Annotated in this window: 12 protein-coding genes; all 12 read left to right on the top strand. The window is 33.7% G+C overall.

Translation table 11 applies throughout. The features are described from left to right. Positions 1–1,674 (top strand): RagB/SusD family nutrient uptake outer membrane protein, encoded by a 1,674-nt coding sequence (locus BXU01_RS14535; RefSeq protein WP_083693874.1) that lies wholly within the window; start codon positions 1–3, stop codon positions 1,672–1,674. Positions 1,675–1,775: 101 nt separating this feature from the next. Further along, positions 1,776–2,711 (top strand): alpha/beta hydrolase, encoded by a 936-nt coding sequence (locus BXU01_RS14530; RefSeq protein ID WP_083693981.1) that lies wholly within the window; start codon positions 1,776–1,778, stop codon positions 2,709–2,711. A gap of 13 nt (positions 2,712–2,724) precedes the next feature. After that, a complete protein-coding gene (locus tag BXU01_RS14525; protein WP_083693873.1) occupies positions 2,725–3,690 on the top strand; it encodes a DUF4861 family protein in 966 nt (321 codons plus the stop codon). Between the two features lie 109 nt (positions 3,691–3,799). Continuing rightward, positions 3,800–5,002: a glycoside hydrolase family 105 protein gene (locus BXU01_RS14520; protein WP_083693872.1), complete on the top strand. Its 1,203-nt coding sequence runs from the start codon at positions 3,800–3,802 to the stop codon at positions 5,000–5,002. 17 nt (positions 5,003–5,019) lie between these two features. Next, positions 5,020–6,240: a glycoside hydrolase family 105 protein gene (locus tag BXU01_RS14515; protein WP_083693871.1), complete on the top strand. Its 1,221-nt coding sequence runs from the start codon at positions 5,020–5,022 to the stop codon at positions 6,238–6,240. Between the two features lie 22 nt (positions 6,241–6,262). After that, positions 6,263–7,486, top strand: a complete 1,224-nt coding sequence (locus BXU01_RS14510; protein ID WP_083693870.1) for a glycoside hydrolase family 105 protein — start codon at positions 6,263–6,265, stop codon at positions 7,484–7,486. A gap of 78 nt (positions 7,487–7,564) precedes the next feature. Continuing rightward, the gene (locus tag BXU01_RS14505) at positions 7,565–9,163 is read left to right on the top strand and encodes a glycoside hydrolase 43 family protein (protein ID WP_083693869.1); all 1,599 of its coding nucleotides are present in this window, start codon (positions 7,565–7,567) and stop codon (positions 9,161–9,163) included. Positions 9,164–9,504: 341 nt separating this feature from the next. Continuing rightward, the gene (pelA, locus tag BXU01_RS14500) at positions 9,505–11,505 is read left to right on the top strand and encodes a pectate lyase (protein ID WP_255373777.1); all 2,001 of its coding nucleotides are present in this window, start codon (positions 9,505–9,507) and stop codon (positions 11,503–11,505) included. Between the two features lie 85 nt (positions 11,506–11,590). Further along, positions 11,591–12,934 (top strand): glycoside hydrolase family 28 protein, encoded by a 1,344-nt coding sequence (locus BXU01_RS14495; protein WP_083693867.1) that lies wholly within the window; start codon positions 11,591–11,593, stop codon positions 12,932–12,934. 285 nt (positions 12,935–13,219) lie between these two features. Then, positions 13,220–13,960, top strand: coding sequence for a rhamnogalacturonan acetylesterase (locus BXU01_RS14490; protein WP_083693866.1), 741 nt, complete (start codon positions 13,220–13,222; stop codon positions 13,958–13,960). A gap of 1,169 nt (positions 13,961–15,129) precedes the next feature. Further along, positions 15,130–16,737: a hypothetical protein gene (locus tag BXU01_RS14485; protein ID WP_083693865.1), complete on the top strand. Its 1,608-nt coding sequence runs from the start codon at positions 15,130–15,132 to the stop codon at positions 16,735–16,737. 227 nt (positions 16,738–16,964) lie between these two features. Further along, positions 16,965–17,795: a hypothetical protein gene (locus BXU01_RS14480; protein ID WP_083693864.1), complete on the top strand. Its 831-nt coding sequence runs from the start codon at positions 16,965–16,967 to the stop codon at positions 17,793–17,795. The last annotated feature ends 76 nt before the right edge of the window (positions 17,796–17,871 follow it).

Raw genomic sequence — 17,871 nt, 5'->3', positions numbered from 1 at the left:
ATGAAAAAGATACTATTAATTTTAGGAATAATCATTACTGCTTTTAGTTCATGTAGTGACTATATTGAAGAAGAGAGCCTTTCTAACGTTCCCGCAGATGCTACTTACAAAACAGCATCAGGGTTTCAGTTATTGGTAAATTCAAACTATGCCTGGCTTAAAGGAATTTATGGAGGAAATCCATGGTTGTTTGAATCAGGAACAGATATGTATGCTGAAGGAAGAACTCCGGAACCAGCCGGCTTAAGCCAATATACGTTATTAATTCCGTCGTCAAGTAATGTCGATGAGTTGTATATTTCATGTTACCAACAAATTCAGTCCGTAAATAAAACATTATATTATTCGACTTTGACTGAGCAAACATCAAACTTAAATACGCTTGTTGGTGAAGCACGTTATTTAAGAGCCAATGCTTATTTTCTATTAGTTCAAACTTACGGTGGAGTTCCAATTGTATTGGATAATATTACTACTCCTGTTTTATCTTTTAAAAGAAATACAGCCGAGGAAGTTTACGCACAAATTATAGCAGATTTAGATGCTTCGTTAGCATCTGTAGGAACTGCGGCGTATGCTACATCAGGAAAAGTAAATAAAAGAGCTGTAAACGATTTGTTGGCAAAAGTTTATTTAACAAGAGGCTACGAAACTTTTGGTACTCCGGCTGATTTTACAAAAGCAGCAGCGTATGCAGATGCAGCAATTGCTGGACAGGCTTTAAATATTGCTTTTGATCAATTATTTAAACCAGGAAATGATCTAAATGCAGAAACTATTTTTTCTGTTCAATATGATAAAGCATCAACAAGTACATCGCCTACAACATTAGGAAATAATCAGTTTTATTATTTCAGTTCTTATTTAGGAGGAGCAGAAACTGGAGCGCCGTTAAGAAGCTACAATTTATGCCCAACAGATTATGCTTTAGGATTATATGAAAAAGGAGATAAAAGATGGGATGCTACCTTTATGACAGAAATTCTGGAAGGTCCTGAAACAACAAACGGAGTAACAAAAAACGTTTTGTATTATCCGTATTATAGAAGTTCAACTCCGGCCACATTAAAAGTGAGACATTTTTATGAGCCAAAATGGTTTACACCAGCTGATAAAGCAGCATGGAACACTGCAAATGCATCCAGAAAATCAGCCACATTTGTGTATCATCCTTGGGGAGAATATTCAGCAGCACATACTTTAATCCAGAATCTGGACTGTTATACGATTCCGGTTAAGAAATTTGATGATCCGGATCCAACAACACCATCAAGTACAGGTCCTGTAAGTACAAGAGATATTATTGTATCAAGACTTGGTGAAACCTATTTAGTTGCGGCAGAAGCTTACTTAAAAGCAGGAAACCCGGCAACTGGATTAGATCGTTTAAACGAAGTTAGAAGAAGAGCCGGCGTAGCAAATGCAACTGCCGCTCAGTTTAATATCGATTATATTTTAGACGAAAGAGGCAGAGAACTTGTAGGAGAATATAAGCGCTGGTTTGATTTAAAACGTACCGGAACATTGGTAGCAAGAGCTTCGGCGTATAATTATAAAATAAAAGCTGCAAATTTTGTTGGAGTAGATGGTAAACTTAAAATTTTAAGACCAATACCACAAACGGCATTAGATTTAAATCAAAATAAGGATTTCCCTCAGAATCCTGGTTATTAGTAATTTTAAAATTTTTGAGGCTTAGTTTTTTGAAGAAAGTTAAAAAGGAGTTCGATCATGAATCGGGCTCCTTTCTTAACTAAATAAAATAGATGATTTTAATGCGAAAAGTTGTATTCCTTTTATTGTTGTTTTCATGTGTAGTTTCAGCGCAGCAATCGTATAGTGTAGATACATCATATACGGTAAAAAGCACGTACAATAAATTGATTAAAAAATATCCTGCGATCACAATTCCTGTTGCAAGTAAAAACAAGAATGTTGATGAAATTTATGATATCGTTTATTTTAAAGAAAAAGAAAGAACAGTGCATATTGATGCCTTTATCAATAAAACAAAAAAGCAAAATCCTGCTGTAGTTATGATTCACGGCGGCGGATGGCGATCCGGAAATAAAAACCAGATGAATGTTTTAGCACAGGAAATCGCTTCAAAAGGATATTCGTGTTTTACAATAGAATACAGATTATCACTCGAGGCAAAATATCCAGATGGAGTTTATGATGTAAAAAATGCAATTAAATTTATAAAAGATAATGCAAAGAAATTCAAGGTAGATCCAGACAAAATTGCGGTTTTAGGATGCTCTTCGGGAGGTCAAATGGCAGCTTTGATTGGTACTACAAATGAAAATCCGGCTTTTGATGATCCTTTAAATAAAAGTAAATCATCATCAAAAGTAAATGCGATTATTAATATAGATGGAGTTTTAGCATTTAGGCATCCGGAATCTTCAGAAGGAGAAATGGCATCGTTTTGGCTTGGAGGTTCTTATGAAGAAAAAACAGAAAATTGGAAACAGGCATCGGCATTAAATCACACTGATAAAAATACGCCTCCAATACTATTCATTAACAGCAGTATCCCAAGATTTCATGCAGGACGAGATGATATGATTGCGATTTTAAATCAAAATAAGATTTATAATGAGGTGCATACCATAGAAAATTCACCACATTCTTTTTGGTTCTTTCAGCCTTGGTTTGATGAAACGATACAATATACCACACAATTTTTAGACAGAATATTTAAATAATTTACAATAAAAGATGAAAACGAAAATCACATTAGCAACCTTATTTTTAGTAGGTATTACAGCAGTTAATGCGCAGAAATATGATATAAAAACCGCTAAAACATATGCCGAAATATCTGCAAAAACAGACGGAAAATGGGAAGGACGTAAATACATTGGCGGAACAATTTTTAAAAATGTTGAAAGGTTAAAACTGGCTCCGGAACATACAGATCATTCATTTGATATTCGTTACGAAGGTCCGGGTTGGGAAAGTAACCGAATTGGGTATCGTTTATACTTAGACTGGAGAAATGCAATTGACATATTCGGGAAGAAAACTACGGCAAATATTCTACCATTAGTAGGGCAGGATAATTTTGATTCATATCACAATATGAGCGATTGGGGAGCAGATATCCTTAAAGCAGGAAAAGGAATTGGTATTGGATCTATCGACCGTTATTTAAACAATGAAAAATTACACTTTCGTGAAGTTGATTCTACAATTGCTGCTGTGGTTAATAAAACAAACGAATCTGGTGTAAAAGTGAATTATTATGGCTGGAAAACAGCAGCGGATAAAATCGATTTTACATCTGTATTAACGATTAAACCAGATCAGCTTTATACACAACATACGATTCAGGCATCAAAAGAAATTAAAGGAATCTGTACCGGAATTGTAAAGCAAAAAAATACGGAAACCTTCAAAAAAGAAAGTAAAAATAAAAAATGGGCTTATTTGGCTACTTACGGGGAACAATCGTTAGTTCCGGATAAATTGGGAATGGCGATTTTTTATCAAACCAATACTATCGAAAACATTGCTGATACAGATTTAGATTATCTTTTGGTTTTTAAACCTACAAAAAAAGCAACTTCTTTCTACTTTTTAGGCGCATGGGAACAAGAACCAAATGGAATTAAATCTAAAGAAGAATTTGTGAAATATTTAGACGCACAATTAGAAGTACTGAATAAGAAGGGAAAAATGTAGTTAAGAGGAGAGAAAAAAGAGAATAGATGCAAGAGAATAGATTTAAGATAACAAATTAAAAATCTGCTCAATCTGCGAGAAAAAAAGCTAAAGATCAAAAATAAAATATATGTTTAAATCGTCTTTTAAGAATATCAATTTAATCGTTTTGCTATTGATTTTTAGCAGTAAAACAATCGCGCAGACAAATGAAAATCCTGTTCTGGCGGATAATCTGAAATGGTCAGAAAGAACAGCACTTACGATTTTAAATAAGTATCCAAAAGCATATCAGATTGACGGAACCGAAAAGCCAAAATGGGATTATAAAATGGGACTTGTATTATCTGGTTTTGAAAAGTTATATCAAAAAACAAACGATAAAAAGTACATCGATTACATCAAAGATTATGCTGATGAAATGATTGATGCAGAGGGAAATATCAAAAAATATGATATAAAAGAATACAATATTGATTGTGCAAATCCCGGAAAATTATTATTTAATTTATATGAGATAACAAAAGACAATCGCTATCTAAAAGTTATACAACAACTGAGGGCACAGCTTGAAACTCAGCCCAGAACAGCAAGTGGTGGATTTTGGCACAAACAAATTTATCCCAATCAAATGTGGATTGATGGTTTGTATATGGCTGAACCATTTTATACCCAATACACGGTAAAGTATGAAAATGGAAAAGCATTAGACGATATTGCAAAACAATTTGAATTGGTACAAAATCATCTTGTAGATAAAAAAAATGGTTTGGTTTATCAGGCCTGGGATGAAAGCAAAGAAATTGCATGGGCAAATCCTGAAACGGGAACATCCCCAACAATCTGGGGACGAGGAATTGGCTGGTACATGATGGCATTAGTAGAAACGCTGGATTATTATCCAAAAAACAATCCAAAGCAAAAAGAGCTAATAGCATATTTAAATCAAATTGCGAAAAGTGCAGTTGAGCACAAAAGCAAATCAGGTTTATGGTATCAGGTGGCAGATAAGCCGGAATTAAAAGACAATTATTTAGAATCTTCGTCATCAGCCATGATTATTTATAGTTTAGCAAAAGGCGCAGACAAAGGATATTTAGCTTCATCATATAAAAAGATTGCCCAAAAATCATTCGATGCTTATATAAAAGAGTTCGTTAAAAAAGATGATAAAGGACAAATAATTATTTCGAATGTTTCATCGAATGTTGGTTTGGGAGGAAAACCTTTTCGTGATGGTACTAATCAATATTACATCAGCAGTAAAGCAAAAGACAATAGTTCGCCGGCTTTAGCAGCATTTTTGTTAAGTGCAATCGAATTGAATAAATAACCATTAACCATTTTAAAATGATAAATAATAGAAAGAAAATTTATTCTGCTTCAATCCTGTTAATAGGACTGATTGTATTGTCGATTGGTAAAATGAATGCTCAGGAATCTGCAAAGAACGAAGTTATAATTTCTAAAGATTTAAAATGGTCAGAACGAATGGCTCTTTCTATAATAAAACGTGCGCCAAAAGCCTGGCAAATGGATAATAATGAGAAACCAAAATGGGATTATAAATTAGGTTTGGTAACGATGTCTTTTGAAGAGCTTTACAAAAAGACAAAAAATCCTGTTTATGCCAATTACGTAAAAGAATACGGAGAAACGGTAATTAATAGTTCAGGAGAAATCATGAATTATAAACTCGAAGATTACAATATCGATAATGTAAATGCCGGAAAAATTCTTTTTGATCTCTATAAAACAACAAAAGACAAGAGGTACTTAATCGCAATGCAAACATTAAGAAAACAATTAGAAACACATCCCAGAACAAATTCAGGCGGATTATGGCATAAAAAAATCTATCCGTATCAAATGTGGCTTGATGGTTTGTATATGGGAACTCCCTTTTATGCCCGTTACAGCACAGAGTTTAATAAAGGAAAAGATTTTGATGATATAGCAAAGCAGTTTGAGCAAATACAACTGCATACAATCGACAAAAATACAGGTTTGCTTTTTCATGCCTGGGACGAAAGCAAACAAATGCCTTGGGCAAACAAGGAAACCGGAGTTTCACCTAATTTTTGGTCACGTTCTATTGGATGGTATATGATGGCTTTGGTAGATGTATTGGATTATATGCCAAAAAATCATCCAAAAAGAAAAGAATTGATTCAGTACCTAAATGAAATTTCTGGAGCTGTTGCAAAATATCAGGATGCTTCAGGATTGTGGTATCAGGTTACAGACTCAGCAACAAAAGAAGGAAATTACCTTGAAGCCTCAGGATCTGAAATGTTTGTTTATGCTTTTGCAAAAGGAGTAAAAAAAGGATATTTACCATCAGAATATAAAAAACTTGCCGAAAAAGGATTTGACGGTCTCCTTAATAAATTGATTACAGTAGATCCTGATGGAGAAATTCATATTACACAAGTTTGTGCCAGTGCAGGATTAGGAGGCAATCCGTATCGCGATGGTTCTTATGAATATTATATCAAAGAGAAAATAAAAATAGATAACTCACATGGGTTAGGGCCCTTTATTCTCGCAGCACTTGAATTAGAAAAATAGTAGAATTTAAATATATTTTAAAATGAAAAATAATAAAAGACAAGGTTATTTTGCATCGGTAGTGTTAGTTTGTTTAATGGCTTTTACAAGCTGTAAAGTAACTTCGCAAGAACCTGCAAAAAAAGAGATCGTAATTTCTAAAGAGTTAAAATGGTCTGATAAAATGGCTTTGACCTTGATGAAACGTCATCCTGAAGCATACATGATCGACGATTCTAAAAAACCAAAATGGGATTATGTTCATGCTTTGGTTTTACACTCTATCGAAGAATTGCATAAAAAAAATCCTGATCCAAGATACAAAGCTTATATAAGAGGTTATGTAGATGAACTGGTACAAAATGACGGAACAATAAAAACGTACGAATTCGATAAATACAATATTGATTTGGTCGTGCCGGGGCGTTTGCTTTTTGATATTTATGCGACTTCAAAAGAAGAAAAATACCTAAAAGCAATGCAATTAGTACGCAAACAAATTGCTGAACAGCCACGAACTGCAAGCGGTGGATTCTGGCATAAACAAATTTATCCCAACCAAATGTGGTTAGATGGTTTGTACATGGGAGAACCATTTTATGCACAATATACTCTGACATTCGAAAACGGAAAAAGTTTTGATGATATCGCAAAACAATTTGAATTGATTCAGGCGCATGCAACTGATCCAAAAACAGGATTATTATACCATGCCTGGGATGAAAGCAAGCAAATGCCATGGGCAAATAAAGAAACAGGTAACTCACCAAACTTCTGGTCAAGAGCTTTAGGCTGGTATGTTATGGCACTTGTTGATGTGTTGGATTATATGCCAAAGGACCATCCAAAACAAAAAGAATTAGTGAAGTACTTAAATAATGCTTGTGAAGCTTTGGCTAAGGTTCAGGATAAATCTGGTTTATGGTATCAGGTAACTGATAAAGGAGGAAAAGAAGGAAATTATCTTGAAGCCTCAGGATCATCAATGTTTGCTTATGCTTTTGCAAAAGGCGTAAACAAAGGATATTTACCTGCAAAATATAAAAAACTGGCAAACAAAGCTTTTGACGGATTGACTAAAATCCTAATCAAAAAAGTAGATGAAGATGGAGGTATTACTTTAACAAATTGCTGTCAGGTTGCAGGTTTGGGAGGTACGCCATATCGTGACGGAACTTACGAATATTATGTAAACGAAAAAAAGAAGGACAATGATCCTAAAGCAACCGGACCTTTTATTCTGGCTGCATTAGAATTAAACAGATAATAAACAACTTTTTAAGTTCAAAAGAAACCCCACAGGTTTTTAAAACCTGTCGGGTTTAACTAAAGTAATTATTAAAAAATGAAAAACTTAAAAATCCTCTTTCTCTTATTATCCTTTTTCGCGATACAACAGAATTCTGCACAGGTTTGGGTGCCGGATAATGGAGACGAAACCTATACAAATCCTATTATCCACGCCGATTATTCAGATCCTGATGTCGTTCGCGTAGGTGATGATTATTATATGACCGCATCGTCTTTTAATTGCATTCCCGGATTACCAATTTTGCATTCTAAAGACCTTGTAAACTGGAAGATTTTAAGTTATGCTTTGCCAAAACAACCTCCATTTGATACTTTTAATACCGTACAGCATGGTAATGGCGTTTGGGCACCAAGTATTAATTTTCATAATAATGAATTCTACATTTATTATCCGGATCCTGATTTTGGAATTTATATGATAAAAGCCAAAAAAGCAGAAGGTCCGTGGTCTGAACCGCTTTTGGTAAAAGCAGGAAAAGGACTTATAGATCCTAGTCCGTTATGGGATGATGACGGCAAAGTGTATCTGGTTCATGCTTTTGCGGGAAGTCGTGCACAGATAAAGAGTTTATTGGTCGTTTGCAGTATGAATGCTGAAGGAACAGTGGCTAACAATGACGAAGTGATGGTAATTGACGGACATGAAAGCGAAGGAACAATTGAAGGTCCAAAATTTTATAAGCGCAATAATTACTATTACATTTTTGCTCCTGCCGGCGGAGTTGCTACAGGCTGGCAAACTATTTTAAGATCAAAAAATGTGTATGGTCCTTATGAAACGAAGAAAGTTCTGGAACAGGGAAAAACAACTATAAATGGTCCGCATCAGGGCGCTTGGGTACAAACACAAACTGGAGAAGACTGGTTTATACATTTTCAGGATAAAGGCGCTTACGGCAGAATTGTTCATCTTCAGCCTATGAAATGGGAAAAAGACTGGCCGGTTATGGGACAGGATTTTGATAAAAACGGAATTGGAGAACCCGTTACAACATTCAAAAAACCAAATGTAGGCAAGAAATATCCAATAGAAACTCCGGCAGAATCAGATGAGTTCAATGAACCTAAATTAGGTTTGCAATGGCAATGGCAGGCAAATTCTCAAATCAATTGGGGGTTTCCTACGAGTTTAGGATATCTTAATTTATTTTGTCAGACCACTCTAAAAGACAATCAGAAAATTTTTGATGCTCCAAACTTATTGCTCCAAAAATTCCCCGCCGAAGAATTTACCGTGACCACCAAATTGACTTTTAATACAAGGTTAAACGGAGAATCAACAGGACTTATAATCATGGGATTAGATTATAGTTATTTGAATTTTAAAAATGAAAACGGAAAATTATATCTGAATCAGAAAACGGGAACTTTTGATAAAAAAGTTTCAGAAACAGAAACAACGCCAGTTTTAATAGCAAACAATACAATTTATCTAAGAGTAAAAGTTAAAAAAGGAGGGATCTGCAGTTTCTTTTACAGTTTAGATGATAAAAAATACCAGTCTATAGGAACTGATTTTGTTTCTAAAGAAGGAAAATGGATTGGCGCCAAAACAGGACTTTTTGCATTGAGCCCAAAAGTTACCAATGATTCAGGAAATGTAGCTGTTGATTGGTTTAGAGTTACGAAGTAGGTTTAGAAAAAAGGGAAAAAGGGACAAAGGGACAAAGTAACAAAGCAAGTAATAAAGTAACTAAGTCGAAGGAATCTGCTTAATCTGCCAAATCTGCGTGAGAGAAAAAAATCAACACACAGAAACTTTGGAAAGCTAGAACAGATTTGCACGTTAAGCAGATTTTTTTATATAATAATCTGCGCATATTTGCTTAAGTCTTTTTAAAATCTGCGTGAAAATAAAAATAGTATTAGATATTTATTTCAAGTGAAACGACTATTTTAAAGTTCACAAAACCGATGCCTCTATGTGTTAAAAAACAGGCACAACAAATACGCAAATCAAATAAAAACATACAAGTGAATCAATTAAAAAAATATACAGCATTCGTTTTCTTTAGCATTTGTTTGAGTATAAATGCCCAAAATGCCTATAAAAACTGGTCTGATGTCATTCGTAAAAATGATGCAGCGTGGTTTGGTACTGAGGAAGCAAAAAAGATTGCCGAAAATGTTTTGCTCTATCAAAGAGACATTGGCGGATGGCCAAAAAATATTCAGATGCAAAACCCGCTCACTGAAACAGAAAAGCAAAAACTGATGGCATTAAAGAGTGATTTACATGAAATTACGACCGATAATGGTGCTACATGTCAGGAAATGCTTTTTATGTCTAAAATATACGCACAGATAAAAGACGAACGTTACAAACAATCGTTTCTGAAAGGACTTAACTATTTGCTCGAAGCCCAATATGATAATGGCGGATGGCCTCAGTTTTATCCGCTAAAAAAAGGATATTATACCCACATTACATATAATGATGATTCGATGGTAAATATTATGAACATCATGAAACAGGTAAGTGAAGAAACTGATTTTTATAGCATAAAGCCTTCAGAGGAAATTGTTGCGAAAACAAAACAAGCATTTGATAAAGGAATAGATTGTATCTTAAAAACCCAATACAAACAAAACGGAATATTGACAGCTTGGTGTGCCCAGCATGATGAGGTTACATTAGCTCCCGCAAATGCAAGAGCTTTTGAACTGGCTTCTCTCAGCGGATATGAGTCGGCTAAAATTGTATTGCTTTTAATGTCGATAGAAAAACCTTCACGAGAAATAGTCACAGCAGTCAAAAGTGCTCAGGTTTGGTTTGAAAAAACTAAAATCACTAATCTTGAAGAGAAACGTATTTTGAACGATGCCGGAAAAATCATAGAGAAAAAAATGATTGTTACACAAAATGCGACACCAATTTGGGCAAGATTTATGGATTTGAACACCAATGAACCTTTCTTTTGTGATCGCGACGGAATCAGAAAAAAATCTATGGATGAAATAGGTTCTGAAAGGCGTAATGGTTATTCCTGGTATACAGATGCTCCTAAAGAAGTGCTGAAAAAATATACAGCATGGGCAACTAAAAACGGAACAAAAGTCTCCGATTCAGAAAAAAAAAATATTAGTTTAATTACCGTTGCCCAAGACGGTTCCGGAGATTTTACTAAAATTCAGGATGCTATTTACGCGTGTTCTGCATTTCCTTATGAAAAAGTTACCATTTATGTCAAAAACGGAATTTATAATGAAAAAGTCCGAATCCCGGAATGGAATACTAGCGTAGTTTTACAGGGAGAAAGCAAAGAACAAACTATTATTACTTTTGATGATAATTTCGCTAAAATTGGTTTAGGGCGAAACAGTACTTTTTACACACCGACTGTTTTGGTAGAAGGAGACGATTTTTCAGCTTTAAACTTAACCATCAAAAATACATCAGGAGATAAAGGTCAGGCAATTGCATTATCAGTTGTAGCGAATCGTGCTAAAATTTCAAATTGCAATATTTTAGGAAATCAGGATACTTTATATTTATCAGGAAAAGAAGCCAAACAATATTTTAAAGATTGTTATATCGAAGGCACCACCGATTTTATTTTTGGAAGTGCCACCACATTATTCGAAAATTGCGAAATTCACAGCATAAAAAGCTCTTATATTACAGCAGCTTCAACTCCTGAAGGAACAGCTTTTGGTTTTGTTTTTAAAGATTGTAAACTTACGGCAGAACCATCAGCAACAGCAGTTTATTTAGGACGACCTTGGCGTATTTATGCCAAAACAGTTTATCTCAATTGTGATATGGCAAAGCATATAAAACCGGAAGGCTGGGAAAACTGGTCGAAACCAGAAGCAGAAAAGAATGCTTTGTATGCTGAATATAATTGTAAAGGTGAAGGATTTCAGCCCACAAAAAGAGTTGTATGGTCCCACCAGCTTTCAAAGAAAGAAGCTCAAAAGTATACTATCGAAAATATTCTGAAAGATTCAATTTCTAATTGGTATTCAAAATAAGACACTAAGTTACTGAGATGCTAAGTTTTTAAAATTTAAGTCATAATCTTAGAAACTTAGCGGCTTAGCAACTAAAAAATAAACTATGAAATATTTATTCCTTTTATTAATTTCATGCACTTCTTTTGCACAAAACAGCGAATTTCCAACAGCAAAAGTAGATGCTATTGTTAATAGAATTCAGCTTCCTGTGATTCCTTCTTATCAAATTAATGTTTTGAAGTTGGGTGCCAAAGGAGATTCTGTAACCAATAATAAAGCAGTCTTTGACAAAGCCATGGCATTGTGCAGAAAGAATAACGGAGGGACTATTATTGTACCAAAGGGAATCTATAAAATAAACGGCCCAATTCATTTTGTAAGCAATGTAAATCTTAAAATAGAAAAAGGAGCAAAAATTAAATTCAGTGATAAACCGGAAGATTATTTACCCATGGTTTTAACCAGTTGGGAGGGTACAATGCTTTACAATTACAGTCCATTAATTTATGCCTACGAATGCTCGAATATCGCTATAACAGGAGAAGGAACAATTGATGGAGAAGGAGGAAAGACCTGGAAAAGCTTTAAAGCAAAAGAAGGAGCAGGCAAAAACCTTAGCCGTGAAATGAATCACAATAATATTCCGGTTAAAGACAGAAAGTTTGGTGATGGATACTTTTTACGTCCTCAGATGATTCAGTTTTTCAATTGTAAAAATATTTTAGTTGAAAACATCCGTATAGAAAATTCTCCTTTCTGGTGTTTACATTTGCTAAAATCCCAAAGTATTACCGTTCGCGGTGTACGTTATAAATCATTAAATTATAATAATGACGGTATTGATCCTGAATATGCTAAAGATGTTTTAATCGAAAATGTAACTTTTGATAATGGTGATGATAATGTTGCCATAAAAGCCGGACGTGATCATGAAGGAAGAGCAAACGCTGCTACGCCCAGTGAAAATATTGTAATTAGAAATTGTAATTTCAAAGGCCTTCATGGCGTCGTGATAGGAAGTGAAATGTCAGCAGGAGTACAAAATGTATATGTAGAAAATTGTAAAACTATTGGGTATTTAAAAAGGGGCATCTATTTAAAAACCAATGCCGACAGAGGAGGTTTTATAAAAAATATTTTTGTTCGAAATATAGAACTCGATGAAGTAGAAGATTGTTTGTATATCACTGCAAATTATCACGGAGAAGGAAACGGTTTCCAGTCTGAGATATCGAATGTTTCTTTTTCGAATATTACCTGCAATAAAGCAACAGCATCCGGAATTGTAATTCAGGGATTTCCGGATAAAAAAGTGCGTAATATCTCTTTAAATAATATTGATATTAAATGGGCCAAAAATGCAATCTCATGTACAAATGCAGAAAATGTAGTGTTAAATGAAGTTTTTATTGGAGAAAAAGCAACAACTCCGTCAGCAGCAAAATAGTTCTTTTTGTTAGGTAAAAAGTAAAAGTAAAAGGAAGGTAAAAAGTAAAAAGGTGCAAAGACACAAAGATTTTCCGTAGAGACGCACAGCAGTGCGTCTAAAATTATTAAACACATGATTATAAATCTTTGTAAAAAAAGATCAGAAATAGAAAACGATAGAGTAAAATACATAGCAACTCAGACAATCTGAAGACCAACATCTACAAAGTCCAATAATCTAAATAAGTCCAATAATCTAAGAAGTCTAACATCTAAGAAGTCTAACAATCCAAGCAATCTAATTATGAAGTATTTAATAATAATCCTGCTAATCACCACAGCCAGTTTCGCTCAAAAAACAACTTTATATACTATTGGTGATTCTACCATGGCAAATAAAAAAGATCCGGACAAAAATCCTGAACATGGATGGGCGCAAGTTTTACAGCCGTTTTTTAACGAAAATATTGTGATCGAAAATAAAGCTGTAAATGGCAGAAGCACCAAAAGTTTCATTAATGAAAAACGTTGGGATTCTATTTATAAAAAACTAAAAAAAGGAGATTATGTTTTTATTGAATTTGGACATAACGACGAAAAAATAGAAGATTCTACACGATATACAAATCCACATACCCGTTATAGATACAATTTGATCCGTTTTGTAAAGGAAACCCGTGAAAAAGGTGCAACTCCTGTATTATTGACTTCAATTGCAAGACGTAATTTTAATGAAAAAGGAGTTTTAGTACCTACTCACGGAGATTATCCGTTAGAGACAAGGTTGGTGGCTCTAGAATACAAAGTCCCTTTTATTGACCTGGAATATTACACAGAATTACTGGAACAATCCTACGGACCGGAAAAATCAAAGCAATTGCATTTGCATTTTAAAGCAGGAGAAAATCCATATTATGATAAAGATAAGGCAGATGATACACATCTTTCTTTAAAAGGCGCCATATCTATTGCGCAAATTGTAGTAAATCAAATTAGATTATTAGAGGATTCAGCTATCGACAAACTTAAAAAAAGTATTAGGTAGAAACTTTTAGACTAAACTTCAATTTAAAAACGATAATCTTTAATAATGTCTTAAACTATAAGTTTAAAAACTTTTAGGAGTAAGCTGAGTCTCTAATGATTCAGAGATTTGCATTAGATATTAAGTTTGTGGTTGTAAGTTAATTGTTTTTTTTATTCTTAATATTCTACTTTAAATATTTTGATGATTATTTAGAAAGAGAGAACTTAGGTTCTCTCTTTTTTTGTTTGATATGTTTGAGCTTCAAAATTTATTTCAGATCCTGTTTTTTCTTATTAGCTTATTTGAATTTCAAAGATTGTCTTAATCTATTATTTAAAAAACTTCTAAGAGCAATGTCAACTAATAATTAAAATGATATTTGACTCGTCAATATAATTGACGAAAAGGTTATTGAGTTTCATAATTAATTATTTTTTTGTTGTTGTTTTAGGCAGTATGTAAGCATGTTTTTAATTTATAGTAGGATAAAAATTTTAGACGTTGTTAAGTTTTTGGGAACTATATACTGTCTAATCAACAATTAAAAGATAAAAAAAGAAGTTAAAGAAATTAAAGATAGTAAGGAATGAAAGAAGACAACAATACTATTTGGCACGGAACGAGAATAATGTTATATATTTTGATCATTATTTTATCTGTACTTAATTTAATTCAATTTTTTCATAAATAGCTTTTGATAAAACAGAATCTGTTTCTCTAAGAGAAATACATATTATTATATCCATTTTTTTTGTTAGTAAATTAAGTTAAAGTAAAGGAGGAATTAAATTCCTCCTTTTTTTTTACTCTTTTTTGACAATGTATAAAGCTATCATGCAATTCTCATTGATGTGCTTTGCCACTAAACTAAATAAGTCACAGTGACTCTGATTTATAGAATTATTCCCCTTATAATCACCTAATAATTTTAATGGTTTTATAATGGAATACTAATGGATATTATCATTATATGCATTTGATATTTAATTTATTATAGTCTTAAGTGATTGGTTAGCAGTTGTTTGTGTTTTGGTTCTAATAATGCATAATTGTCTTAATCTACAATTATAAAAACTTCTACAGGCTAACGAAGGTGGTATTTCGTAAGACCTTTGCACTTTCAAATCACAATATTTGAAATAATAAATCACGTAAAAAAATAATAATAACAATAAAGATTAAATCTTATGAAGAATAGATTACTCCCTTTAGTATTTGTTTTAGGATGTTACTCTGCTTATTCTCAGGTAGGTATAGGTACTAATAACCCACATGGAGCAGCACAGTTAGAAGTGCTTTCCGGAACCAAAGGTATCTTGATACCAAGAGTTACATTAACTGATATTAATGATAATACTACAATAAAAAGATTAGATGCAGGCGCTAATAGCTTATTAGTTTATAATTTAGCTGGTAATCTTCCTGAAGGATACTATTACTGGACTGCTATTGATGGTAAATGGAACAGAATTGTAACTTCTGCTGATTTAATAGCTTCAAGTAGTACTATAGCAGAAGCAGGAGCTCCTGGCACAAAAGGAGATATTGGAGAAGGTGTTTATATTTATACAGATACAGATACAAGTATCGTGTATGTAAAAAATGCTGATGGTACCTGGACACCTATCAATGGAAAAGACGGAAAAGATGGTGTAGCCGGAGGAACTGGTATACCAGGAAAAGATGGAGTAACTGCCCCTGCAGATGTTACGATCTGGGTGAATACAGAAGATGGTAAAATTTATGTAAAAGATCCAATTTCACAGGAATGGATTTCAGTTAGTGGAAAAGATGGTGTTGATGGTGCAGCCGGATTAGCCGGAGGACCTGGAGTACCAGGAAAAGACGGAGTAAGTGCTCCTGCAGATACTACAGTTTGGATCAATACAGAGAATGGTAAAATTTATGTAAAAGACCCAATTTCACAAGAATGGATTTTAGTAAGTGCCAAGGATGGTGTTGATGGTGCAGCCGGATTAGCCGGAGGACCTGGAGTACCTGGAAAAGATGGAGTAACTGCCCCTGCAGATGCTACAGTTTGGGTAGATACAAAAGACGGTACTATTTATATAAAAGATCCAATTAGTAATGAGTGGATACCTGTAAGTGGAAAAGACGGAGCAGCCGGAGCAGCCGGAATCAATGGAATACCAGGAAAAGATGCTGTTGTACCAGATGGTATTAGAATGGTTGTTAATGAAGATGGAATTCTATATATTCTAAAACCAGGTACAGACGGAACCCATGAGGCTGACTGGATTGCAGTTAATGACAATAAAGGAAAAGGAAGTCTTACTTCTAGTGACGAAGATATTATTTCTATAGTAAAAGCAGATGGTATTACTCCTGGAGGAACAGAGATTTTATTTGCTGATGCAGTAATTAAAGTTAAAGGAGGTGCTCATCAAGGTCAGGTTTTAACAACTAAAGACGCAACTGGTACAGTAGGATGGTCTAATCCTGTAAACAATAAACTGAGCATAAAAAGAGTTGAAGGTGATACAGATGTAAATGTAGAAAATGATAATGTTATTATTGTTGATGCAGGTAAAATGGCTAGTGGAACCCTTGCAATAAAATTACCTGCAGTTACTGATGAAAATCTTATTGGTAAAGTATTTTTTATTAAAAGAGTAGATGGTAATGATAACGCTATTGTAACTGTTGCTTCACAAGGAGGCGGTACTATTGATGATGATGGTTCTACAGTAACAGTAGGTCAAAATATTACTTTCCAGATTATTTTGGAATCTATTTCACCAACAGTAAAATGGCAAACGCTTTCTAAATTCTAGAAATACATAATTTTTTTGAGTGATTAAATGGAAAAGCAATTGCTTTTCCATTTTTCATTTATTTATAACTCATAAATAAAATTTACTAGGGTTATTATTTTAAAAACAACATAAAAGCAAAATTTAGTAATGCTACGAATTTATGTCGCATTATAATATTCTGAAAACGTATAGGATAAAACAACACTCTTTTATCAGAGTAATTTTGCACTTTAAAATATCACATTATGAAAATTAAATACATAGTTTTGTTAATCATGCTTATAGGCTTTAAGCAGGTTAACGCACAAATGGGAATAGGAACTTCCAATCCCGAAAATTCGGCACAATTGGATGTTAGTTCAAGTAAAAAAGGGATTCTTTTGCCCAGAATATCTTTAAACAGTACAAAAATACAGGCACCTGTAAAAGAAGCTGCGACAAGTTTATTGGTCTATAATATTGCAACTATAAACGATGTTACACCAGGATTTTATTACTGGGATGGAACTCAGTGGATTAGAATGGCAAGAAGTGATGAATCAACTTTTGATGCACTTACAGATACACAAAAAGCAAGTTTAAAAGGAGAAAAGGGAAACCCAGGAATTGCTGGTGCACCAGGTGCTAAAGGAGAGAGGGGAGACAAAGGGGATTCTGGGTCAGGGTCAGGAGGCGCAGAGACAACATATACAGCAGGGACAACATATAATATAAATGTATCACCTAACAATAGTTCTGGACAAATAACTTTGAAAAATTCTAATCTAATAACTAATATTAATGTTGCGACGAATAGTCGTTGCCCTGGAATGACTTATAATTCAATAGCTTCATTTGTTTCGAGCGGTGATTTACTTGTATTTCTTGGGGGAAGCGCAGAAAATGTACCTTTTTCTGTTACTTATCTAGCTAGTAATTCTATAAAATTAACTGCTTATGCAAATAGTAATACTTGTTCATACAGTAGCGTTGACCGCTATGATTTTACCATTACTAAGTCGGGGACAACTTTAACAATTGTGAATAATAATCAACATCCACTAGGTGCAAACATATACATTATTTCTCAGAATTAATTAGATGAAGTCAAAAGGGAAATTAAACTTTGTATTCTTTATGTAATAATATTGATTTGCTATATTTTAATATGAA

Source organism: [Flexibacter] sp. ATCC 35103 (genome assembly GCF_001975985.1).
Taxonomy (GTDB): Bacteria; Bacteroidota; Bacteroidia; order Flavobacteriales; family Flavobacteriaceae; genus Flavobacterium.
The sequence above is the reverse complement of the archived record's forward strand: the minus strand, read 5'-3'. Positions and strand labels throughout refer to the sequence as shown.